The organism is Hyalangium gracile (genome assembly GCF_020103725.1).
In the GTDB taxonomy this organism is placed as follows: Bacteria; Myxococcota; Myxococcia; order Myxococcales; family Myxococcaceae; genus Hyalangium; species Hyalangium gracile.
Genome location: NZ_JAHXBG010000012.1, coordinates 99,132 through 120,489 on the forward strand (window position 1 = coordinate 99,132; position 21,358 = coordinate 120,489).

Sequence of the window (21,358 nt, forward strand, 5' to 3'; positions counted from 1 at the left end):
CCGGCCCCCAGTCGAGCAAGCCTGCACGCATGCTTCGCTCCTGGTCGGTCCGGATCTCCCTCTTCGCGGCCTTGCTCTCGGTGCTGGGGCCGCTGCTCGCGCTCTCAGGCCTGCTGTCCGGCCTGTATGGCTTCTTCCTCTTCGTGCTCGGGGCCCTCGTGGGCTTCGTGGGGGTGATGGCCGGCATCATCGCCGCGCTCCGAGGGCGGGTCCGGCCGGGGCTCACCGCGGTGGGGCTGGGCCTCGCGGTGATGCTGGTGGTGCTGTTCCCCGGCTTCGCCTCCGGGGGGCGGCCGCGCATCAACGACATCAGCACGGATCTGGAGGACGTGCCCGCGCTGACCCAGGCCCAGGCCGCGCCCGAGAACAAGGAGCGGGACATGGCCTACCCGGCGGACTTCAAGCCCGTGGTGCGCGAGTTCTACAAGTCCCTGGCGCCTCTGAAGGTGAGTGCCCCGCCGGACACGGTGTTCCAGCAGGCCCTGGCGCTGGCCCGCGAGCAGCCGCGCTGGCAGGTGACGACGGTGGATCCGCAGGCGCGGACCTTCGAGGGCGTGGTGGAGACGAGCCTGTTCCGCTTCCGGGATGACTTCGTCGTGAGGGTCCGGCCGGAAGGCGAGGGGAGCCGCGTGGACATGCGCTCCAAGTCCCGCGTCGGCAAGGGGGACCTGGGCGCCAATGCGCAGCGCATCGAACAGTTCTTCCAGGCGCTCGCCCCCCGGGTCGGCGCGGGGGCGGCAAAAGCGGGCGCGGCGCATTAGGGAGGAAGCGTGGCGAAATACCTCCTCCTCGCGTTCATCGTGGTGCCGGTGCTGGAGCTGTACCTGCTCGTCGTCCTGGGCCGGCAGTTGGGCCTGGCACCCACCCTGGGGCTGCTCCTGGTGACGGCCCTGCTGGGGTCCGTCCTCGCCAAGAGGGAAGGGCGGCGCGTCCTCCGGAGCTGGCAGACCCAGGTGGCCCAGGGCCGGGTGCCCGAGGAGGGCATCCTGAGCGGCGCCCTGGTGCTGCTGGGCGGGCTGCTGCTCATCCTCCCGGGGTTCATCACCGACGCGGTGGGCCTGTTCCTGCTCCTTCCTCCGACGCGGCGGTGGGTGGCCGGCCGGGTCCGTCGCTCGATGGAGCGCGGCATGGCCACCGGCTCGATGCGGGTGACGACCTGGACGTGGAGCGGCTCTGCCCAGTCGCGCCCGTCAAGGGAGACCTTCGGGACGCCCTCGCCTCCGAGCCGCCAGATTCCAGGCGAGGTGGATGCCGAGTTCACCGACGACAAATCCGGGCGCTGAGGACACCCATGCGGCTGTGCTCCCTCCCGAGGTCTTCTCCTCTGTCGGGCCTGCTCCATGTGGCGCTCGTGGCTGGCCTGATGGCGTGCGGACACCACCGGACGTCCGGTCCCGGCAGTCCACCCGATCTGCTCGATGACGGGTGGCCCGTCTCCTCCCTGGAGGCGGAGGGCATGGCCCCCGAGCCTCTCGCGGAGCTCGAGCGGCGTATCGAGAAGGAGGAGATCCGCGCGCCGGACTCCCTCCTCATCGCGCGCCACGGCAAGCTCGTGTACGAGCGGTACTGGAACGGCTTCAAGAGCGACGAGCTGCATGATCTGCGCTCGGCCACGAAGAGCTTCACCTCGCTGCTGACGGGCATCGCGCTGGAGCAGCACCTGCTGCCCGGCGTGGACACCCCCATCCTGCCGCTGCTCCAGAAGTACGCGCCGCTCGAGAACGCGGACGAGCGCAAGGAGCGAATCACCGTGCGCCGCCTGCTCGAGATGCGCACGGGCCTGGCGTGCAACGACTGGGAGGAGGACTCCCCCGGCAAGGAGGAGAAGATGTACGACTCCAAGGACTGGGTGAGGTTCGTCCTCGACCTGCCGATGGCGGAGGAGCCTGGCCAGTCCACCGTGTACTGCACCGGTGGCGTGATGGTGCTGGGGGCGCTGGTGGAGGAGGCCGCCGGAGTGAAGTTCCCCGAGCTGTCCCGCCGCCACCTCTTCGAGCCGCTGGGCATCACCCGCTTCAAGTGGCAGGAGGCGAACGGCGGGCGCACCGACACCGGTGGCCACCTGCGCCTGCGCCCCCGGGACTTCGCGAAGCTCGGCCAGGTGATGCTGGAGGGAGGCAGGTGGCAGGGACGGCAGCTCGTCTCGGAGGCCTGGATCCAGGCGTCGACCACCAGCGAGCGGCGCCTGGGGGACTCCCGCTACGGCTACCTCTGGTGGCTCAACACCTTCGGCGTGAGCGGCACGCCGGTGGAGGCCTGGTTCGCGCGCGGCAACGGCGGCCAGTACACCTTCGTCTTCCCCTCGCTCGACCTGGTCGCCACCTTCACCGGCAGCTTCTACAACGAGCCGGAGTCCGACCTGGCCATCCTGCTGGTCGGCCAGTTCGTGCTCGCCTCGGCGCTGCGGCAGTAGCGGTCAGGGCTACGGCAGCAGCGCGGCCCTGGCCTCCTTGACGTAGCGGCCCTTGGGGAACTCGCGCAGGTAGCGGCGGTACTCGGCCTCCGCCTCCGCCTTGGCCAGGCGCTCCTCGAAGCACCGCGCCCGGAGGTAGCGCGCCTGCTCGCGGAACTCGCGGACCCGGCTGCGCTCGGCCAGCTCCGCCAGCCCCACCAGGAAGCTCTCGCACGTCCGGGCGGCGAGCTGCTCCCGGGCGTGCCACAGGAAGCGGGCATCCGCGGCGTCAGGCTCCGAGCCTCCCGGCTCCGGCGGCGTCCAGGGAGCCGGCGAGCCCGTGCGCGACGTGGCTTCCGGAGCCGAGGTCGACGGCGCCACCACCATGGACTCCAGCGGCTCCGGGCTCGTCGGCACGGGGTAGGGGGCGATCTCCGAGCCGGCGGCCTCCTCGCCCGGCAGCGCCGTGCCTGCCACGGCGGACGGGCTCTTCACCGGCGCGGAGCTCGCGGGCTCGGCGGGAGCGGTCTCCTGGGGCGGCGGCGCGGAGGCGGGGGACTCGGGGACCAGCGCGGGGGCCACACCGCGAGACGCGGCGGCGCTCCCTGGCACCGGGCTGGGACGGGGCGAGGAGGACGCCTCGGCCGGCGGCGCCTTCAGCTCCTGGAAGGCCCGGCGATCCTGCGCGGAGAGGGGCCGCGCCTTGGGAGCCGGCTGGCCCGCGCGCACCTCGAGCCGCTCTCCCGCGCCGACGAAGCGGACCGGCTGTCCCTCGGTCTCGACGCGCACCTTGCCCTCGAGCACGGCCACCACCGCGCCGCGCTCGGTGCACTCGACGGAGAAGACGGTGCCCACCACGGAGGCGCGCACTCCCGCCGCCTCCACGGTGAAGCCCTCCCGGGCCACGTGCGAGGCCTCCACGGCGAGCCGTCCGCGCGTGACGGTGAGCTGCACGTCCTTCGCCTCGGTGCGCGCCAGCGTCACCTCCGAGTTCGGAGACAGCCGCACCCGGCTCTCATCCGGCAGCCGCAGCAGGGCGTCGGACTTCGCGCGCGTCCGCACGGAGCTGCCGGAGCGAAGCTGGGTGCCTGCCTGGAGCGAGCGCTCCGGAGCGTTCGCCTCCCGGATCCACGCTCCCGCCGCGCTCTCGACGCGCGTGGCGACGGCCACGGGAGCAGGCGAAGGCTCCACGGGAGCAGGCGAAGGCTCCCGCGCCGCGAGCTCCTCACGCGGGGCCGGCGCCACCGGCGCGGAGGGCTCCTCCCGGACCGCGACCGGCGCGCTCTGCTCGGGCCCCGGCGCCGAGGGCCGCAGCACCACGAGGGCGAGCAAGGCCGCCATCACCCCCACCGCGGCAAACGCCCACGGCCACAGGGGCTTGCGCTCCATCCCGGTCAGCCGCCGCGCCGCGGCACTCTGGATGCGCTCGTCCGTCTCGGCCCAGCGCACCGCGGGCACCTCCGCCCGCACCGTGTGGAGCAGGGCCTGGGCCTGGCGCACCTGCGTCAGCTTGCGGGCGCACTCCTCGCAGCTGGCGACGTGGGCCACCACACGGGCCTTGTCCTCGGCCTCCAGCGCGTCCGCGGCGAAGGCCCACAGCGCGTCTGTCTCATGGGGCCCCATGGACGCCTCCCGCGCGCGGCTTGTCGAGCAGTCGGTGCATGGCCTCGGTGAACTCCAGTCGCGCGTGGTGCAGGCGGCTACGCACAGTATTGACCGAGCTTCCCACGGCCTCGGCGATCTCGTCCGGACTCATCCCACACAGCTCGTAATAGACGAAGACGATGCGCTTCTTGGGCTTGAGCCGCTCCAGGGCCAGCTCCACCAAGCGGGCAGCCTGCCGCCGCGCGGCCTCCTGCTCGGGATCCTGGCCGGTGGCCAGCACCTCCGGCAGCACCTCCATCGGATCCTCCGGCCGCCGCCGCTTCCAGCGCAGGTGCGAGAGCGCCACGTTGGAGCACACCCGGTAGAGGAACGTGCGGAAGCGCGACTCGCCCCGAAACCCCTTCACCGCCGACAGCAGCCGCAGGTACGTCTCCTGGAGCAGGTCCTCCACATCCGCCCGGTTGCCCACCAGGTGGTGCAAGGTGCGAGCCGCATCCACCCGCGTCAGCTGGTAGAGGCGCTCAAAGGCGGTGGAGTCCCCCTGCTGGATGCGCCGGACGAGCGCGAGCAGCTGGGCCTCCTCGGGGGCCTGGGTGGCCGGGGGAGCCAGGCCGAGCCGCTCTCCGAGCGCCGGTGACGTCTCCTGGGAAGGTTCTCCGCGGAAGAACAACCAGGGCCCCCGAGGGTGGGTGGTGATTTGGATGGTCCAGGCCAGCACAGTACCTCCGTGCACCTGGGTTGCCGCACCTGCGGAAAGCGATCAAAAAGGAAATTTGATCAAGATCGAGGGCTTCGGACACCAAGCCCGTCAAACCGAGGACGGTTGGCCGGACCGCCTCGTTCGGAGCACCCCCAATGCCGAACGCCCCCTCTCGCCTCTCCTTGTTGGTTCCCCTCGTCGCCCTGGTCTTCTCCACCGGATGCGTCATCGAGCACGATGGCCACGACTGGTACGAAGACGAGTACAGCTACTGCGAGGACTCGACCGACTGTCGCTACAACCAGTTCTGCCGCAATGGCACCTGTCGCGACATCGACTCGAACGCAAAGCGGTGCACCTCCGGTTCCCAGTGTGGGTGGGGGGAGAGCTGCATCGACGGCGTGTGCTGCCAGTCCTGCGATCAGGACTCGGACTGCAGTGGGGGCGGCAGGTGCGGCAACGACAACTACTGCGATCCGAAGCCGCCGCCCCCCCAGGACGGTGGGACGCCGGACGGGGGCAGCTGCCAGGAGCCGGACGGGGGCGCCTCGTGCCGCCAGAACAGTGACTGCGGCTACGGCAACTACTGCATCAACGCCGTCTGCTTCCGCGGGTGCACCACCAACACCCAGTGCTCGGCCAACGAGACGTGCCAGTCCGGGCTGTGCCGCCCGTCCCCGCTGAACCAGTGCACCACCAACGCCCAGTGCCCGGCCTCGCAGGACTGCGTGGACGGCCAGTGCCGCGCGCCCTGCAGCTACGCCTCGCAGTGCCCGTCGGGCTACTCGTGCCAGATCGGCTACTGCCTGCCGGGCTCTGGCTCCGGCAATGGCTCCGGCCAGGTGTGCAACGTCAGCTGCGACTGCCCCTCGGGCGAGCGCTGCGTGGGCGGGCGCTGCTCGCGCTGACCCGGGGAGGTGCCCGTGTCGGGCGCGCGCGCCGCCGACTGGTATGCTTGTCATACCAGTTCGCAGACCGTCGGACCGACAGGCGGCGGTCCGGTCCCTGAGGACGGACCGACCCGCGGCGAATCGCGGGTCGGCCGTGGGTCCGGCGGCTACTGGGTGTCGGCGCCGTTGGCGGGCATGATCTTCACCCGCTGACCGTCGTCTCCGGTGACGGCGGTGCCCGAGGCCCGCTGCTGCTCGGGCGAGGGCGTGCCGATGGCGAAGCTCGAGACGCTGGTGCGGTGCGAGCCCTTGAACGTGCCGTCCACCGCCACCACGAGGTGGGAGCGGCCGGTGCCCGGGGTGAAGGCGACGTCGAAGGTCGTCTCCGAGCCCTGGGTGAAGTTCGAGTTGTCCACGGGCGTGGCGGCGCTCTTCACCACCAGGCCATCCGCGCCATGGACGTTGATCTTCACACCCGTGGCCGCGGCGTCGAAGCGGACGGTGACGCGGGCCTGATCTCCCTGGAGATCGGCCTTCACCGCCACGGGCGCGGAGACCTTGGCCGTCTCGTGCTGGGAGGTGGAGTTCGGGGCCGCCGGGGCCGAGGAGGAACAGGCGGCGGACGAGAGCAGCGTGAGGCTCGAGAGGACTGCGAGTGCCATGCGGTTCATGTGCGCTCCAGAGGTGTGTGCGGGCATCGAGGCCGTGTCACGGGCTCTTGATGGAGATGGAAACGGCGTATTCACCGGACTGCTCCTCGAAGCCGGTCACCACCAGGACGTACCTCACGTCCGGCTGGGACATGAAGTTGAAGGTCTCCGTGCCGGTGAGGTTCTCGTCGGCCTGGCCCACGCGCACGCCCTTCTGGTAGGCGGCGATCGCCACGTCCGAGGCGGAGTTGGCGGTGATCGTCATGCGCGACCCGTTGCCGGTGAACACGTAGTACTGGTTCTGGCCCCACTTGTTGGAGTCGAGGCCGCCGTCCAGGAAGATCGACCGGCTGAACGGGTATGCCGTCACGTTGGTGTACATGTCGCGCAGTTTGGAGTCTCCGTCGCCAAAGGCCGTGGTGATGGGCCCCATGCTGTAGCGGTTCAGCAGCGTGTTCACCGCGTTCACGTTCACGCCGGGCTGCGCCTTGAGCCCCGTGATGAACGAGCCGATGGTGGTCATGCCCTCCGTCGTCTTCTGGGGGCCCACCAGCACGTCATAGATGGGGCCCAGGCCCAGCGCGACCGTGTCAAAGGACGACTCGTTCGAGCCCGAGTCGTAGAGATCGTAGAGCAGGCGGAGCACGCTGTACTCCGAGAAGACGCTGGGTGTCGGATCGTCGGTGGGGCTCGGCGCCGTCTCGGCATCGAAGCCGAAGGCCCCCGGGGGGCCCGAGCTGCTGCTGCCCCAGGCGGTGTCCGTGTAGATGGACTCGGGCAGGAGCATCGCCGCGATGGCGTTGCCGTAGCCCTCGCCGAAGGCGATGCGCGGATCCAGCACGTCCCCCGCGCTGTGCGGGCCACCCGGGCTGTCCGAGCGCGAGAGGCCGTCCTCGAAGTAGTGCCCCCACTCGTGGACGATGACGTGCGAGTCGAACTCGTCGGTGTCGACGCCCGTCTTGCCCAGGATGTAGATCTCCTTGTCCCCGAAGGCGTAGTGGGACGTGCCGATGAAGCCCTGCTTCTTGTCACCCGACTGGGGGACGTTGTCCGGGCTCCAGTTCACCCGGAGCGCCGGGAAGCTGACCTGGCGGACCGCCATGAAGCCCTTGGCGGCGGTGTACATGCTGTCGAGGATGGCGAAGGGCGCCGCGGTGCGCTTGGCGGCGTCGTAGCTGGAGCCGTTCCAGCCATGGGTGGCGCGCAGGTTCTTGGTCGTGGTGCCGGAGCTGACGGTATCCCCGATGCCCCAGATGGCGTCCGCGTCCGTGTTGTCCTCGACCTGGATGGTCGGGTTGCTGCTCTTGGCCAGCGCGACGATGGTGACGGCGCCGGTGGAGCCCGCCGTGAAGGAGAGCTGGTAGTTGCCCTGCTCATCCGTGTTGGTGGTGCCGAGCACGTTCGAGCCCTGGCGGGCCTGGACGACGGCGTTGCGCACGGGCTTCTCGGTGACCTGGGCGAAGGCGAGCGTGCCGGAGCGCGTCGAGGGGTTGTAGATGGCCGGGACGAAGTCGTAGGTCACCTTGCCGCTCACGGACATGGGACCGCCGCCACCGCCGCCGCCTCCTCCACCGCCGCCACCCCCACCTCCACCGCCATCACCTCCATCTTCCTCCACACAGCCCGCGGTCAAGGCAAGGGCTGCAGCGAGTGCCAGCAATCGGAACGGTCGGCCCAGGATGGCCCTACGAGGCGGATGCATTCTCTGCCTTTCTCTTTCGACGGATGCAGCGCGCATTCTCCCCGGGCCCTGCCCCAAAGTTCAAATGGCAAGGTCAGGTTGACTGCTTGGGGAGCGGGTTTCAGCGGGAGCGGCTGGGGCCAGGCGCCACCATGCGCCAGCAGCGGTGGATCTCCTTGCGCTGGAAGTCCTCCGGGATGGAGGCGGGGGTGAGCTCCTCCACCTCCATGTCCTGGACGGCGGCGTCACGCAGCTCGAAGCCCAGGAAGTTGGTGGAGAAGTAGAGGACGCCGCCGGGCGCGAGCACGTCCCGGATGGCGGCCAGCAGCCGAGGGTGGTCCCTCTGGACGTTGAAGCTGCCGCTCATGCGCTTGGAGGTGGAGAACGAGGGCGGATCGCACACGACGAGCTCGTAGCGCTCGGGCTCGTCGGCCTGCTCCTCCAGCCACGGCAGCACGTCGGCGCGGATGAGGGTGTGGCGCGGGTCCGCCAGGCCGTTGAGCGCGAGGTTCTCCTCGGCCCAGTCGAGGTACGTGTTGGACAGGTCCACCGTCACCGTGCGCGCGGCTGCTCCCGCGGCGGCATAGACAGTGAAGGCGCCCGTGTACGCGAAGAGGTTGAGGAAGCGCTTGCCTCGGGCCTCCTCGCGGACGCGGGCCCGGGTGAGCCGGTGGTCCATGAAGAGGCCGGTGTCGAGGTAGTCGCCCAGGTTCACCCAGAACTTCAGGCCCTGCTCCTCGACGACGAGCCGCTCGCTGCCCTGGCCCTGGCGCTCGTACTGCTTGCGGCCCCAGGGCTGAGGCGTGTGCGTCTTGACGTGGATGTGCTCGGCGGGGACCTCGAGCACGCGAGCCACGGCGGCGAGCACCTCCTCGCGCTGCTCCTCCACCGTGCCTGTCCGGAGGGCACGCCGGCGAGGGTACTCCACCAGGTGCACCCGGTCCCCGTACACGTCCACGGCATAGGGGTACTCGGGGATGTCCCGGTCATAGACGCGGAAGCAGGTGAGGCCGCGCGCGTGCGCCCACTTCCGGAAGTGGCGGGCGTTCTTGCGCAGCCGGTTCTCGAACATACCTGTTGGATTGTGAGGTGTGTGCTTACCCTGTGGAGTAGCCATGCCCAAGCGACCCTCTTCCCTGGAAACCGCTGCCCCCCTCATCCCTGAGTCGCCCACGTTGGACAAGCTCCGAGAAGCCGCCGCAGGCTGCCGGGCGTGTCCTCTCTGGAAGACGGGGACGCAGACCGTCTTCGGCGAGCAGGAGGGGCGGGACCGGCGGGGGCCTCGGGTGATGTTCGTGGGGGAGCAGCCGGGCGACCAGGAGGACAAGGCGGGCAGGCCCTTCGTGGGCCCGGCCGGCCGGCTGCTGAACGAGGCCTTGAAGGTCGTCGGCATCGACCGCCGGCAGGTGTACGTCACCAACACGGTGAAGCACTTCAAGTGGGAGGAGACGCAGGGCAAGAAGCGCATCCACGCCAAGCCCGCCTCCGGAGAGATTCGCGCCTGCAAGCCGTGGCTGGAGGCGGAGATCCGCGTGTTCCGGCCGGACATCATCGTCTGCCTGGGCGCCACCGCGGCCCAGGCGCTGCTGGGCAGGGACTTCCGGGTGACGAAGCAGCGGGGGCAGCCGACTGCCTCCGAGTACGCCCGGGTGGTGGTGGCCACCGTCCACCCGTCGTCGATCCTCCGGGCTCCGAAGGAGGAGGACCGCAAGGCCGCGCTCCGGGCCTTCATCGAGGACCTGCGGGGGGTGGCCGAGCTGCTCGAGGGCGAGCGGGCAGGGGAGGGGGCTGCGGCCCAACTGTGACGGTGTGTGCAGGGGGGTAACTGCCTCTCCCCGGGGGCTGGATGACTGTGGTAGGCCCCTGGCATGCGCTTCGACACGCTCGCCATTCATGCCGGCCAGGAGCCGGACCCCACCACTGGCGCCATCATGACGCCGGTCTACATGACCTCCACCTACGTCCAGGCCGGACCGGGAGAGCACAAGGGCTACGAGTACAGCCGTACCCAGAACCCCACGCGCAACGCGCTCCAGGCCTGCCTGGCGGCGCTCGAGGGGGCGAAGTACGGCGCCGCGTTCGCCTCGGGCCTGGCCGCCACGGACTGCCTGATGCACATGCTGGACGCCGGGGACCACGTCATCGTCTCGGATGACGTGTACGGCGGCACCTTCCGCATCTTCGACAAGGTCTTCAAGCGCCAGGGCCTCACCTTCTCCTTCGTGGACCTGTCCAAGCCGGAGAACTTCGAGGCGGCCATCACCCCCAAGACGAAGATGGTCTGGGTGGAGACGCCCACCAACCCGATGCTCAAGCTCATCGACCTGGCGCGGCTGGCCGAGGTGGCGAAGAAGCGGGGCATCCTCTCGGTGGCGGACAACACCTTCATGACGCCGTACTTCCAGAAGCCGCTGGACCTGGGCTTCGACGTCGTCACCCACTCCACGACGAAGTACCTGAACGGTCACAGCGACGTCATCGGCGGGTTCTCGGGCACCAGCCGGCAGGACATCGCGGAGAAGATGTACTTCCTGCAGAACGCGGTGGGCGGCGTGCCGGGCCCGCTGGACAGCTTCCTGGTGCTGCGCGGCCTGAAGACGCTGCACGTGCGCATGGAGCGCCACGCGCAGAACGCGATGAAGGTGGCCCAGTACCTGGCCACGCACCCCAAGGTGCAGAAGGTCACCTACCCGGGCCTGGAGTCGCACCCGCAGCACGCCCTGGCGCGCAAGCAGATGAAGGGCTTCGGCGGCATGCTGACGTTCGACATCAAGGGCGGGCTGGAGGCGGCGCGCACGTTCCTGAAGACGGTGAAGGTGTTCGCCTGCGCCGAGTCGCTCGGCGGCGTGGAGTCGCTCATCGAGCACCCGGCGATCATGACGCACGCCTCGGTGCCCAAGGAGACGCGTGAGAAGCTCGGCATCGCCGACGGCTTCATCCGCCTCTCGGTGGGCATCGAGGACGCGCAGGACCTCATCGACGACCTGGCGCAGGCGCTCGACGCGGCGAAGTAGCCCGCCTCACGGAGCCTGAGGGCAGGAGCGCCTGGCTGCCTCCTGCCCTTTGCCCCTCAGCGCTTCTTCGGCGACTTGCCCACACCGATCTTGCGGGCCACGCGCTTCACGGACTTCTTGGCCGCCGCGGCCACGCGCGACACGATCTTGCTCCCGCTGGCGGACTTCGGAGCGGCGGCAGGGGCCTGCCGGGGGCTCTTCCTGCCGGTGACGGCCTTCTTCGCCGCGGGTGCCTTCTTGGCCGCAGAGGCCTTCCTGGCCGCAGGTGTCTTCTTCGCCGCGGCGCGTCGGCCAGTTCCCGCGCCCTCCTTGGCTGCCGCCCTCCGCGCCGTCTTCTTCTTCTGGTAGCGCTGGATGGTCTCGGCGTGGGGCTGCCGGAAGCCGCTGGGCGCATCGGGCGGCGCGCTCTTCTGCTGGCCCAGCTTCTGTTTGTCCTCGTCGTTGCCGAGTCGCGGGCCGGAGCCCTGTACACCCAGCATCGGCTGTTGTTGATGGAAGGGATATTCGCTGTAGCTACGGCCCATCGCATCCTCCAGAGGCGGGGGCGGAGCACACCCGCCCAGGTTCATGCTCCTCAAGCTGGACATGCCTCGAAGCGTTGGCGAGCCGTGCCGATGGCTGGGGGGCAAGGAAGCAACCCTCTCGCATACCCCGCATCGCGCTTCCCAGGGCTGGAGCGGTGCCTACCTTGACCCCCATGAATCCGGTCAAGATCTACACGAAGGCCACGTGCCCCTACTGCATCCGCGCCAAGCAGCTGCTCGACAGCAAAGGCGTGAGCTACGAAGAGATCCGCATCGAGGGTGATGCCTCCAGGCGGAGCGAGATGATCGCCGCGGCGAACGGACGAACCACCGTGCCACAGATCTTCATCGCCGGTCGCCACGTCGGCGGCTGTGACGACCTCTACATGCTCGAGGACTCCGGCCGGCTCGACGAGATGCTGGGGCTCGGCGTGCAGCCGGGAGTCTGAGCCTCCCCGGCCCGCGCCGGAAACACCAAGGGCCCCCAGCTCCCCGACTCGCGGGTGGCGTGGAGGCCCTTCGTGCTACCGGGACGCCGAGAGGGCTCAGGCCCCGGTGCGGTGCAGGTAGTCGATGAGATCGATCTTGGTGACGATGCCGACGATCTTCTCGCCCTCCTTCACCACGGCCACGTTGTCCTGGGAGAAGATCTCCCGCAGGCGGTTGATGCTCGTGTCCGGGGAGACGGCGCCCTGCATCGGCGCGACGATGGCGTCGATCGTGTCGTTGAACCGCGCCTTGTTGGCCACCAGCGCGTTGAGCAGATCGTACTCATGGACCATGCCCACGGCGCGGCCGTCGCTGTTGAGCACCGGCATCTGGCTGATGCCGTGCTTGCGCATCAGCTCCACCACCTGGTCCACCTTGTCGCCCTTGCGAGCGGTGAGCACCTCGCGGCGCTTGTCCCCGATGATGTCGCGCACCGTGCCCGCGCCCTTCTCCTCCAGGAAGCCGTTGTCGCGCATCCACTCGTCCGAGTGGAACTTGCTGATGTAGGCCATGCCCGAGTCGGGCAGCACCACGACGATCGTCTTGCCCTTGCCGACCTCCTTGGCCAGCTGCACCGCCACGTGCACCGCCGCGCCCGCCGAGCCGCCGGCGAAGATGCCCTCCTCGCGCGCCAGCCGCCGCGCCGCGACGAAGGACTGACGGTCATCCACCTGCCGCACGTCGTCCACCACCTTGAAGTCCATGGCGCCGCACAGCATGTCCTCGCCGATGCCCTCCACCTTGTAGACGTGCGGGGTGGTGAGCTTGCCCGTCTTGAAGTAGCCCTCGTACACCGAGCCCTCCGGGTCCACGCCCACGTTCTTCAGCCCGGGGATCTTCTCCTTCAGGAACTTGCCGGCGCCGCTCATCGTGCCGCCGGTGCCCAGGCCGGACACGAAGTAGTCGAACTTGCCCTCGGTCTGCTCGTAGATCTCCGGGCCGGTGATCTTGTAGTGCGCCTCGATGTTGTCCGGGTTGTGGTACTGGTTGAGCATGAACGAGCCGGGCGTCTCGCGGTGCAGGCGCTTGGCCGTCTCGTAGTAGCTGCGCGGGTCCTCCGCCGGCACGTTCGTCGGCGTGACGACCACTTGAGCGCCCAGCGCCTTGAGCCGGTTGATCTTCTCCAGGGACATCTTGTCCGGCATGGTGAAGATGCACTTGTAGCCCTTCACCGCGGCGGCCAGCGCCACGCCCATGCCGGTGTTGCCGGAGGTGTTCTCGACGATGGTGCCGCCGGGCTTGAGCTTCCCCTCCCGCTCGGCCTTCTCGAGGATGTAGAGCGCCATGCGGTCCTTGATGGACGCGCCCGGGTTCATGAACTCGCACTTGACCAGGACCGTGGCGTCGTTGGGCCCGACCATCTTGTTGAGCTTGACGAGCGGGGTGTGGCCAATGGCCGTGAGGATGTTCTCGTGGATGTCCATCGTGGCTTCCAGGCAGGGGTTGCGGGCGGCCCTTATACGTCGCCGCTCCCCATCGGGTCGACAGGGGCCGGACCTCGGGCAGTCACTGGGGAACAGCGGAGTGGGGGCTGTCCTTCCGGGAACCCTGAGCAGGACTGATGGTGCCGCACCACGTCATTTCGGAGCCCGTCGCGTAGGCGACAGCCCGGGTGCCTGCCTGGCGTGCCTGCATCTCCTCCTTTGACCCACCCCCCGGTGGCCCCCATACTGGCGGCCTCCCCATCCCTTGGAGATTTCTTCCGTATGGAACTCGAGGCCGCCCTGCGCGACCAGGTGGGCAAGGCCGTTGGCCGCCCCGTTCCCAATGCCGCCATCAAGAAGCTGAAGGGCGATGCGAGCAACCGCTCGTACTACCGCGTCGGCACACCCCCGGAGAGCTGGGTGGTGATGGTGATGCCGCTGGATGCGACGAAGAAGAGCGAGGAGGCCACCAAGGGCGAGCCGCCCAAGGAGCTGCCCTTCGTCAACGTCCACCGCTACCTGGAGAAGCTGGGCGTCCGGGTGCCGCGCATCCTTCGCTACGACGAGCCGGCGGGGATGATGGTGCTGGAGGACCTCACGGACACCACGTTCGAGGCGGCGCTGGACGGTGGCAAGCACCGGGACGCGCTCTACGGGCGGGCGGTGGAGCTCCTGGCGCGCCTGCGCCACCAGGCCGAGCGCCAGCCGGACCCGGACTGCCTGGCCTTCACTCGGGCCTTCGACGAGGACCTGTACGACTGGGAGCTGCACCACTTCCGCGAGTGGGGCCTGGAGGCCTGGAGTGGCAAGAAGCCCACCGACGCCGAGCGCGCCGAGCTGGACCGCACCTTCCGGGAGATCGCCCGGACGCTGGCGGCGGCGCCGCGCGGCTTCACGCACCGCGACTACCAGAGCCGCAACATCATGGTGAAGGAGGGCGAGCTGGTGGTCATCGACTTCCAGGACGCCCTGCAGGGCCCTCGGCAGTACGACCTGGTGGCGCTGCTGCGCGACAGCTACGTGGAGCTGGACCGGGACTTCGTGGACAAGATGCTGGACCGGTACATCGACGCCTTCGCGGACGCGGGCGGCGAGAAGATCGACCGCGGTCCGTTCAAGGACTTCTTCGACCTGCTGACCATCCAGCGCAAGCTGAAGGACGCCGGGCGCTTCGAGTTCATCAACCGGGTGAAGGGCAACCCGGGCTTCCTGGTGTCCATCCCGGCGTCGCTGCGCTACGTGAAGGCGGCCTTCTCGCGGCGCCCGGAGCTGCGCAAGCTGCAGGAGCTGATCAGCCGGTACGTCCCCGAGCTCTCCGCGTGACCCACTCTTTATGAAGGCGATGATCCTCTGCGCGGGCCTGGGGACGCGCCTGCGCCCGCTGACCGAGCGCTGGCCGAAGCCGGCGCTGCCGTTCCTGGGGCAGCCGTTGCTGCGCTACCACCTGGCGGTGCTCAAGGCGGCCGGAGTGACGGCGGTGGGCATCAACACGCACCACCTGCCGGAGGTGATGACGGACACGGCTCGGGCCGAGTGCGAGCGCGCCCGGCTGCCGCTGCACGTGGTGCACGAGCCCGTCATCCAGGGCACGGGCGGCGGCATCCGCGGCCTGCGAGACTTCCTCTCCGAGGACGACTTCATCGTCTTCAACGGGGACATCCTCTTCCCGGTGGATCTGCGGCCGGTGGTCGAGGCGCACCGGAAATCGGGCGCGGCGGCCACGATGGTGCTGATGCCGATGCCGGAGAACGAGAAGTACGCCGCGGTGGAGATGGATGCCGAGCGGCAGGTGCGCCGGATCGGCGGGCATGGGCCTGGGGGCACGGGGCTGAGCCCGTGGCACTTCACGGGCGTCCACGTCATCTCGCCGCGCGTCTTCGACTTCATGTCTCCGTCGGGCCCCGAGGACATCAACCGCGACATCTACGTGCGGGTGATGCAGGCGGGGCTGCCGGTGCGAGGCGAGGTGGTCCAGGCGTACTGGTCCGATCTGGGCACGCCCTCGCGGTACCTGGCCACGGTGCGGGACGTGCTCTTCGGGCGCGTGCCGCTGGAGGGGCTGGGGAAGGCGTCGCCGTTCGTATCGGCGCCTCGGGGACAGGGGAACTGGTGGGCGCACCCGGAGGCTCGGCTGGGAGCCGCGAAGGTGGCGGGCCCCGCGTACTTCGGCGCCGGCTGCGAGCTGGCGGATAGCGCACGTGTGGGCTCCGCGGTGGCGGTGGGGGAGGGGGCTCGGATCGGGGATGGGGCGCGGCTCAACCGGGTCGCCGTCTTCGAGGACACCGAGGTGGCCCCTGGCGAGGAGCTGGTCGAGGTGCTCGCCTGGGGCGCTCACCGCGTCCCCGCGCCTCTGGCTCCCTGAGCCGGTCCGCCGGTCGAGCCGGCGCTCAACTGGTCTACTTGTCGGACCAGTTCGCGCGCCGGTCCGCCGAGCTCCAGGCTCGCGTCAGGCCAGGGCCGGGGCCGAGCGCCGCAGGCCGGCGTACTCCAGCCCGGCGAAGACGGTGACGGCGAGCGCCTGGCCCACGGTGAAGAGGTAGCCCAGGAGCGTGGGCTCGGCCCAGCCCGTCACCAGCAGCAGGATGCTGTCGACGACCCACAGCAGGTTGACGGTCACGATGAACCACACGGCTCGGTGCGAGACGTGGGGCTTCGCGGCGAAGTACAGGACCAGGGCCCCGAAGGGGATCAGGATGATGCCGGCCGTCCGCAGCAGGGCCGTCTCCAGCCCCAGCAGACCCTCCAGGGGGACGGCGGCGAACAGCAGCAGGGCACCCATGGCGCCACAGGCAATCCCATCGGCCAGCAGGGCGCGGCGCAGCAGGTTCCACGAGCCAGTCATCGCGTTCATATCGGTTATCTCCGGTGAGGCGGGTTGGGGCGGCGGCTCACGAGTCGTCCGTCGCTTCATGGTCAAGATGCGCGCCGGCCTGTCCGGTGTCGATTACGTCCGAGGTAATTGGTGCGCTGAGGGCACGCCCCTATCCTTCGGAGCATGACGACGACGACCTCAGCGCAGGGCCGCCCGATAGGAGAGCTGCTCCGCATGTGGCGCCAGCGACGTGGCTTCAGCCAGCTCGAGCTGGCGCTTCGTGCCGAGGTCTCCGCCCGGCACGTCAGCTTCCTGGAGACGGGCCGCTCGCAGCCGAGCCGGGACATGCTGCTCCACCTCGCGGAGGAGCTGGAGATCCCCTTGCGCGAACGCAACACGTTGCTGATGTCCGCCGGGTTCGCCCCGGTCTACCCCGAGCGGAGCCTCGAGGATCCCGCGCTCAAGGCCTCGCGTGAGGCCGTCGAGCTCGTGCTCGCGGGCCACGAGCCCTACCCGGCGCTCGCCGTGGACCGGCACTGGACGCTGATCACCGCCAACCGCGCGGTGGCGCCGCTCCTCGAGGGAGTCGCACCCGAGCTGTTGACGCCTCCTCTGAACGTCTTGCGGCTCAGCCTGCACCCTTCAGGGCTCGCGCCCCGGATCGTCAACCTGGAGCAGTGGCGGAGCCACATCCTCACCCGGCTCCACCGGCAGATCGAGCTCTCCGGGGATGAGAAGCTCACCGCGCTCCTGGAGGAGCTCCGCGCCTATGGCGCTCCGGGCGGCAAGGCCTCCTCGCCCAAGACCGTTCAGGAACTGGACTACGCGGGGGTGGTGATTCCCATGCGCCTTCAGAGCCCCCACGGGGTCCTCTCGTTCTTCAGCACCACCACCGTCTTCGGCACTCCGGTCGACATCACCCTCGCCGAGCTCGCCATCGAGTCCTTCTTCCCCGCGGATCCGGCCACGGCCGCGGTGCTCAGGCGCGCCGCGGAGGGCTGGGCCCGCACGGACGCCTGAGCTCGCGCCGTTCGTCACGGATGGGAGCGGCCGCTGCGGAGCTGCTGCTCGATCTGGCGACGGATGTCGGGCGGGAGGCTCTCGAAGCCCTGCATCGAGGCGGTGGTCTCGGGGGCGGTGGGCAGCTTCTTGAACAGCTCCACGCCGGGCTCGAAGCGGGTGCGCTGGCCCAGGTGGGTGGCGTAGACGGCCGTGTCCACCGCTCCCTTCACGAAGAGCTCCGCGGCCCCGGTGGCCGAGGTCGTCTCCTTGCCGAAGCGCAGGGACTGGGTGCCGCCGCCCTCGAGGGTGAGCTCCACCACGGCCGACGGCTTGCCCAGCCCCGCATCCGCGTCGCTGACGGGCGTCTCCAGCCACCTCGCGGCGCGAAGGCCCTTGAGCTCGCTCAGCTGGGCATCCACCCGGCTCGGATCGAACTCGAAGCCCGCCGGCAGCTTCTCGGGCTGCGTGAGCTTCCAGGTGGAGCCGTCCTTGACCACCACCGTCTTCTTGCCGCCGGCCTGGATGGAGAGCCGGGTGACCTTCTGGGGATCGAAGCTGAGCAGGGACAGGTCGCGCAGCTCGGTCAGCCGCTTGCGCAGCCCCTGGGCGACGGGCGCGGACACCATGTAGAGCTGCGCATCCCCCTCCTTGCGAACGGGCACCAGCCCCAGCGTCTTCGAGGCGCCGTTCAGGTCGTCCAGCGTGATGGCGCCGTCCTTCGGGTTGGCGGCAAAGCCACCCGTGTCGAGCCGCGCGAACGCCGCCGGATCCGACATCAGGCGGGTGGCGACCTTGCGCAGGTCCTCTTCCTGCTCGGGGGTGGCGGCCACCTTCTGGAGGTCCTCGAGGGTCACCTTCGAGTCCGCGGTCCCCGCTCCGTCCGCGAACGAGAACCGCTGCTTGAGGAGGCTGGCATCCGGGGCGTCCCGCGGATCGCTCTGCGTGCCCAGGTGCACCGTGACGACCTTGCCGTCCTTGAGCCGGGCTTCGAGCACGTCATGCGGTCCCGCCAGACCGGTCTTGTCGTCGCTCAGGCCCTGCGCGAAGTCCTGCGCCGAGAGCGAGGTGAGCTGGTGCACCATGGAGCGCGCCACCTGCGGGTCGAAGCGGAAGTCCGCTGGCGGCTGGGCGGGCTCCTTCAGCTTCCAGCTCCCGGCGTCTCCGGCCTCGAGGGTGTAGGGCTCGGCACCGGCCGGGCGGACCGTCACCTGCGCCAGCTCCTCCGGCTTCAGCTCCATGAAGTCCCGCTTGCGCCAGGAGTTGAACTCCCGGCGAGCGATCCAGCCCAGGCGGCTGGGCGTGGCGAACACGGTGTTGCTACCGGCCTTGCGCACATAGGTGCCATTCCTGGCCGTCTTGCCGAAGATGAGCTCGGCCACGGGCTGGCCTCCCTTCAGCAGCCGCACCTTGCTGCCATGGGCGTCATCCACCTCGAGCTCGGCGTGCTTCTCGGCCCGCTCCGTCACCAGCTCGGAGCTGTTCAGGGCCGGCAGGCTGTCCAGCGCGGAGCGCACCTGCACCTCGTCGGCGGGGTGCTTCGTGTCCGGCTTCGCCGGATCGATCACCACCCAGGCGTCGCCCTCCTTGCGCAGGGTGGCGGACCGCGGGCCGGAGAACTCCAGGCCCGAGATGGCGTCCTTCTCCAGGCCGCTCAGCTCGAGCTTCGTGACGCCCTCGCTCACCTGGCGCTCGCGCGTGGTGAGGAAGAGCAGGAGGAGGACCGCAAAGACTCCAATGGCAACGAGCGTTCCTTTCTTCATAGGTACCCTCGCAATCAGCTCCAGTTCTCAAGTCATGGCCACGTTCCGGCTCGCCTCACGCCTGCGCCAGCGCACCACTCCGTAGAGCGCCAGCAGCAGCGGCAGCCCGAGCGCGTTGCCGAACTTCACCCCGTTGCGCGTGGCCTCGCTCAGCTCCTGCTGCAGCGGGGCTCCCGCCAGGCCGCGCGTGCGCATGGCCAGCAGCGCCGGATCCAGCAGCAGCCAGTCCGCCACGTTGAGCAGCAGCGCCTGGTTGGGCCGCGCCATGAAGTCGTCCCACAGCAGGGACGAGCCGCCCACGACGATGACGCGGGACTCGCCCTGGCTGTCGGCCAGCACCGGCCCGTTGGGGCTGGAGGCGTTGGCCTCCGAGGCGAAGTGGCTCTTGAGCTTGCCGCTCACCTGCACCATCAGGTTGTAGGGCCCGGCGGGAGTGATCGTCTCGTTACGCCAGTCGCGCCGAGGGTCGATGTTGTACGGCTTGGACTCCAGCCAGCTCTTGGCGGAGGAGCGGGCCAGGACGGTGGCCTGGGTGCCCTCCACCGGCTGGGTCGTCACATCCGTCACGAACGGGAAGGTGACGCCCGAGAGCCCCCGGGTGACGGGGCTGTCCACCTCCAGCCGCTGTAGCTGCGGGATGAAGGGGAAGGGCACCGGCATGGACACCACCATGAAGCCGCGGCGCTCCTCCACGTTGAGGTGCGCCGACTGGACGTCCGCCACCAGCTTGTCGCCCACGGTGATGCCGTAGGTGGCCAGCAGGGGCCCCAGGCCGTGCTCGGCCGGGGTCGTCTCCAGCGTCCGCGTGTCCACCTGCACCGAGTCCAGGAAGAAGGCCGCGCTCTTGCCCTTCATGAGGAACTGGTCCACCGCGCGCAGCTCCTCGGGCTTGAAGGCCGTCTTCGGCCCCAGGACGAGGAGCGCGTCCACGTCGTCGTCCACCTTGTCCTTGCCCGTCAGGTCCAACGGGCGGACGTCATAGAGCTGCGACAGCATCGCCTGGAGCCGGGTGAACTTCTCATGGAGGGCCGGCTCCCCGTGGCCCTGGAGGATGGCCAGCACCGGCGTCTTGGGCCGGGTCATCTTCCGGATCAGGCTGGTCAGGTCGTACTCCAGCGTCCCCACGTCCTGGACCACCGGGATGACCTCCTTCTTCTCCTGGTGCTTGATGACCAGCCCCATGTAGGCCCGCTTCGTCTGCATCTGGTCCTGCTCGATGACGCGGATCTCCACCGGCTGGATGCCCAGCGAGGACAGCTCGCGCTCCACGCTGGTCTGCTCGCGGAACTGGCGCCCGAAGATGTCCCGCTTCACCTCGCGCCTGGCCTCCTTGTCCTCCTCCGTCTCCTGGGCGGACGGATCGATGAACTCGAAGGAGAGCTTCCCCTGGGAGGCCGAGCGGTACTCGGCCAGCAGATCGCGCACGTAGCGCGCGTTGCCGGAGTAGGGCGCCGGCAGGTTCTCGGTGAAGTAGGCCGTCACCGTCACCGGATCCTCGAGGCCGGCCATGGTGTCCTTGGACGCCCTGGCCAGCGTGTAGACGCTCTCCTTCGTCACGTCCACACGGAAGAAGGTGCGGACGGCGAGCAGGTTGAGCAGCACCACGATGCCCACGAGGGCCATCAGGAAGACAGTCGCGTTGCGAGAATCAGCACGCATGGGAGCACCTCACTCACTGGCGGACCGCGGCCAGCGACCGCGTCGTCATGAGCAGACCGATGGCGGTCAGGCTCAGGTAGAAGAGCAGATCCCTGCTGTCGAGCACCCCGCGGGAGATGTTCTCGAAGTGGTAGTCCACCGAGAGGTACTGGAAGAGCTCCGCCAGCGCGTCCGGCAGCAGCAGGGCGAACTTGTCCACGAAGTAGAAGGCGAAGCACAGCAGCAGCCCGATGATGAAGCCGACGATCTGGTTGCGGCTCAGCGTGCTGGCCCACAGCCCCATGGCGATGAAGCTGGAGGCCATCAGCAGCAGGCCCAGGTAGCCGGCCACCACCGGGCCCCAGTCGAAGCTGGCGCCCTGTGCCGTCAGCGCCGCCACGGTGACGGGGTAGGGCAGCGTCCACAGCAGCCCCACGCCCATCATGGCCAGCGCCGCGAGGAACTTGCCCGCCACCACCTCCCAGTCGCGCAGCGGCATGCTCAGCAGCAGCTCCAGCGTGCCCGTCTTGCGCTCCTCGGCCACCAGCCTCATGGTGATGGCGGGGGCGAAGACGACGAACAGCACCGGCGAGATGCCGAAGAAGCCGCGCAGCGACGCCTGTCCCGCCAGGAAGAGCGTGCTGAAGTACATCCACCCGGCGACCAGCAGGAAGCCGCCGAGCACGATGTACGCAATCGGAGAGTTGAAGAAGGTCTTGAACTCACGTCTGGCGATCGCCAAGGACGTACTCATGGCCTGAACCTCTCTTTATGTAG

Annotated in this window: 21 protein-coding genes; 10 read left to right on the forward strand and 11 right to left on the reverse strand. The window is 69.4% G+C overall.

Annotation, left to right across the window (positions count from 1 at the left end):
• Positions 1–29: 29 nt before the first annotated feature.
• From KY572_RS24515 to KY572_RS24525, 3 genes are all read left to right on the forward strand, one after another.
• Positions 30–761, forward strand: a complete 732-nt coding sequence (locus KY572_RS24515) for a DUF1499 domain-containing protein (protein WP_224245374.1) — start codon at positions 30–32, stop codon at positions 759–761.
• A gap of 9 nt (positions 762–770) precedes the next feature.
• On the forward strand, positions 771–1,283 hold the full coding sequence (locus tag KY572_RS24520; protein ID WP_224245375.1) for an FxsA family protein: 513 nt from the start codon (positions 771–773) through the stop codon (positions 1,281–1,283).
• A gap of 68 nt (positions 1,284–1,351) precedes the next feature.
• On the forward strand, positions 1,352–2,413 hold the full coding sequence (locus KY572_RS24525; RefSeq protein ID WP_224245376.1) for a serine hydrolase domain-containing protein: 1,062 nt from the start codon (positions 1,352–1,354) through the stop codon (positions 2,411–2,413).
• Between the two features lie 9 nt (positions 2,414–2,422).
• Here KY572_RS24525 and KY572_RS24530 read toward each other — a convergent pair whose 3' ends face one another.
• Together KY572_RS24530 and KY572_RS24535 are read right to left on the reverse strand one after the other, a co-directional pair.
• A complete protein-coding gene (locus KY572_RS24530) occupies positions 2,423–4,015 on the reverse strand; it encodes a FecR domain-containing protein (protein WP_224245377.1) in 1,593 nt (530 codons plus the stop codon).
• Positions 4,002–4,730, reverse strand: coding sequence for an RNA polymerase sigma factor (locus KY572_RS24535; protein ID WP_224245378.1), 729 nt, complete (start codon positions 4,728–4,730; stop codon positions 4,002–4,004). Before KY572_RS24535 ends, KY572_RS24530 begins: the two co-directional genes overlap by 14 nt.
• 122 nt (positions 4,731–4,852) lie before the next feature.
• Between KY572_RS24535 and KY572_RS24540 the strand changes: the two genes are divergently transcribed.
• Positions 4,853–5,605: a DUF7107 domain-containing protein gene (locus KY572_RS24540; protein ID WP_224245379.1), complete on the forward strand. Its 753-nt coding sequence runs from the start codon at positions 4,853–4,855 to the stop codon at positions 5,603–5,605.
• 149 nt (positions 5,606–5,754) lie between these two features.
• On the opposite strand, the gene KY572_RS24545 is transcribed toward KY572_RS24540, so the two are convergent.
• From KY572_RS24545 to KY572_RS24555, 3 genes are all read right to left on the reverse strand, one after another.
• Positions 5,755–6,258: a hypothetical protein gene (locus KY572_RS24545; protein ID WP_224245380.1), complete on the reverse strand. Its 504-nt coding sequence runs from the start codon at positions 6,256–6,258 to the stop codon at positions 5,755–5,757.
• Positions 6,259–6,295: 37 nt separating this feature from the next.
• Entirely contained in the window at positions 6,296–7,777 is a 1,482-nt protein-coding gene (locus KY572_RS24550) for a hypothetical protein (RefSeq protein ID WP_224245381.1), read from the reverse strand.
• 262 nt (positions 7,778–8,039) lie between these two features.
• Positions 8,040–9,035, reverse strand: a complete 996-nt coding sequence (locus KY572_RS24555) for a class I SAM-dependent methyltransferase (protein WP_224245382.1) — start codon at positions 9,033–9,035, stop codon at positions 8,040–8,042.
• On the opposite strand from KY572_RS24555, the gene KY572_RS24560 reads away from it, so the two are divergent.
• Both KY572_RS24560 and KY572_RS24565 read left to right on the forward strand, forming a co-directional pair.
• Positions 9,034–9,723, forward strand: coding sequence for a UdgX family uracil-DNA binding protein (locus KY572_RS24560; RefSeq protein ID WP_224245383.1), 690 nt, complete (start codon positions 9,034–9,036; stop codon positions 9,721–9,723). The genes KY572_RS24555 and KY572_RS24560 overlap by 2 nt on opposite strands.
• Before the next feature lie 63 nt (positions 9,724–9,786).
• Positions 9,787–10,932 carry a cystathionine gamma-synthase gene (locus tag KY572_RS24565; protein ID WP_224245384.1) on the forward strand — a complete coding sequence of 382 codons (1,146 nt, stop codon included), beginning with the start codon at positions 9,787–9,789 and terminating at the stop codon, positions 10,930–10,932.
• A 56-nt stretch (positions 10,933–10,988) separates the two neighbouring features.
• Here the strand turns inward: KY572_RS24565 and KY572_RS24570 are convergent, their stop codons facing one another.
• Positions 10,989–11,456, reverse strand: a complete 468-nt coding sequence (locus KY572_RS24570) for a hypothetical protein (RefSeq protein WP_224245385.1) — start codon at positions 11,454–11,456, stop codon at positions 10,989–10,991.
• A 173-nt stretch (positions 11,457–11,629) separates the two neighbouring features.
• Here KY572_RS24570 and grxC point away from each other — a divergent pair, with 173 nt between their 5' ends.
• Positions 11,630–11,905, forward strand: coding sequence for a glutaredoxin 3 (gene grxC, locus KY572_RS24575; RefSeq protein ID WP_224245386.1), 276 nt, complete (start codon positions 11,630–11,632; stop codon positions 11,903–11,905).
• A gap of 96 nt (positions 11,906–12,001) precedes the next feature.
• On the opposite strand, the gene KY572_RS24580 is transcribed toward grxC, so the two are convergent.
• Entirely contained in the window at positions 12,002–13,369 is a 1,368-nt protein-coding gene (locus KY572_RS24580; protein ID WP_224245387.1) for a pyridoxal-phosphate dependent enzyme, read from the reverse strand.
• A gap of 282 nt (positions 13,370–13,651) precedes the next feature.
• Between KY572_RS24580 and KY572_RS24585 the strand changes: the two genes are divergently transcribed.
• A complete protein-coding gene (locus tag KY572_RS24585) occupies positions 13,652–14,692 on the forward strand; it encodes an aminoglycoside phosphotransferase family protein (protein ID WP_224245388.1) in 1,041 nt (346 codons plus the stop codon).
• Between the two features lie 10 nt (positions 14,693–14,702).
• Complete coding sequence (locus KY572_RS24590; protein ID WP_224245389.1) at positions 14,703–15,731, forward strand: nucleotidyltransferase family protein; 1,029 nt, start codon at positions 14,703–14,705, stop codon at positions 15,729–15,731.
• A gap of 84 nt (positions 15,732–15,815) precedes the next feature.
• Here the strand turns inward: KY572_RS24590 and KY572_RS24595 are convergent, their stop codons facing one another.
• Positions 15,816–16,220, reverse strand: coding sequence for a hypothetical protein (locus KY572_RS24595; protein ID WP_224245390.1), 405 nt, complete (start codon positions 16,218–16,220; stop codon positions 15,816–15,818).
• Positions 16,221–16,364: 144 nt separating this feature from the next.
• Here KY572_RS24595 and KY572_RS24600 point away from each other — a divergent pair, with 144 nt between their 5' ends.
• Positions 16,365–17,201 carry a helix-turn-helix domain-containing protein gene (locus KY572_RS24600; protein WP_224245391.1) on the forward strand — a complete coding sequence of 279 codons (837 nt, stop codon included), beginning with the start codon at positions 16,365–16,367 and terminating at the stop codon, positions 17,199–17,201.
• Positions 17,202–17,215: 14 nt separating this feature from the next.
• Here KY572_RS24600 and KY572_RS24605 read toward each other — a convergent pair whose 3' ends face one another.
• From KY572_RS24605 to KY572_RS24615, 3 genes are read right to left on the reverse strand one after another with little or no spacing between them, the layout of a single operon-like run.
• A complete protein-coding gene (locus KY572_RS24605) occupies positions 17,216–18,943 on the reverse strand; it encodes a DUF4340 domain-containing protein (RefSeq protein ID WP_224245392.1) in 1,728 nt (575 codons plus the stop codon).
• Positions 18,944–18,970: 27 nt separating this feature from the next.
• Positions 18,971–20,602 (reverse strand): GldG family protein, encoded by a 1,632-nt coding sequence (locus KY572_RS24610; protein ID WP_224245393.1) that lies wholly within the window; start codon positions 20,600–20,602, stop codon positions 18,971–18,973.
• A gap of 13 nt (positions 20,603–20,615) precedes the next feature.
• Positions 20,616–21,335 (reverse strand): ABC transporter permease subunit, encoded by a 720-nt coding sequence (locus tag KY572_RS24615; RefSeq protein ID WP_224245394.1) that lies wholly within the window; start codon positions 21,333–21,335, stop codon positions 20,616–20,618.
• Positions 21,336–21,358: the final 23 nt, after the last annotated feature.

Coding starts and splice junctions, on each gene's coding strand:
- KY572_RS24515 (WP_224245374.1), top strand. CDS start 30: ATGCTTCGCTCCTGGTCGGTCCGGATCTCCCTCTTCGCGGCCTTGCTC.
- KY572_RS24530 (WP_224245377.1), bottom strand. CDS start 4,015: ATGGGGCCCCATGAGACAGACGCGCTGTGGGCCTTCGCCGCGGACGCG.
- KY572_RS24540 (WP_224245379.1), top strand. CDS start 4,853: ATGCCGAACGCCCCCTCTCGCCTCTCCTTGTTGGTTCCCCTCGTCGCC.
- KY572_RS24545 (WP_224245380.1), bottom strand. CDS start 6,258: ATGAACCGCATGGCACTCGCAGTCCTCTCGAGCCTCACGCTGCTCTCG.
- KY572_RS24550 (WP_224245381.1), bottom strand. CDS start 7,777: ATGTCCGTGAGCGGCAAGGTGACCTACGACTTCGTCCCGGCCATCTAC.
- KY572_RS24560 (WP_224245383.1), top strand. CDS start 9,034: ATGCCCAAGCGACCCTCTTCCCTGGAAACCGCTGCCCCCCTCATCCCT.
- KY572_RS24555 (WP_224245382.1), bottom strand. CDS start 9,035: ATGGCTACTCCACAGGGTAAGCACACACCTCACAATCCAACAGGTATG.
- KY572_RS24565 (WP_224245384.1), top strand. CDS start 9,787: ATGCGCTTCGACACGCTCGCCATTCATGCCGGCCAGGAGCCGGACCCC.
- KY572_RS24570 (WP_224245385.1), bottom strand. CDS start 11,456: ATGGGCCGTAGCTACAGCGAATATCCCTTCCATCAACAACAGCCGATG.
- grxC (WP_224245386.1), top strand. CDS start 11,630: ATGAATCCGGTCAAGATCTACACGAAGGCCACGTGCCCCTACTGCATC.
- KY572_RS24580 (WP_224245387.1), bottom strand. CDS start 13,369: ATGGACATCCACGAGAACATCCTCACGGCCATTGGCCACACCCCGCTC.
- KY572_RS24585 (WP_224245388.1), top strand. CDS start 13,652: ATGGAACTCGAGGCCGCCCTGCGCGACCAGGTGGGCAAGGCCGTTGGC.
- KY572_RS24590 (WP_224245389.1), top strand. CDS start 14,703: ATGAAGGCGATGATCCTCTGCGCGGGCCTGGGGACGCGCCTGCGCCCG.
- KY572_RS24595 (WP_224245390.1), bottom strand. CDS start 16,220: ATGAACGCGATGACTGGCTCGTGGAACCTGCTGCGCCGCGCCCTGCTG.
- KY572_RS24600 (WP_224245391.1), top strand. CDS start 16,365: ATGACGACGACGACCTCAGCGCAGGGCCGCCCGATAGGAGAGCTGCTC.
- KY572_RS24605 (WP_224245392.1), bottom strand. CDS start 18,943: ATGAAGAAAGGAACGCTCGTTGCCATTGGAGTCTTTGCGGTCCTCCTC.
- KY572_RS24610 (WP_224245393.1), bottom strand. CDS start 20,602: ATGCGTGCTGATTCTCGCAACGCGACTGTCTTCCTGATGGCCCTCGTG.
- KY572_RS24615 (WP_224245394.1), bottom strand. CDS start 21,335: ATGAGTACGTCCTTGGCGATCGCCAGACGTGAGTTCAAGACCTTCTTC.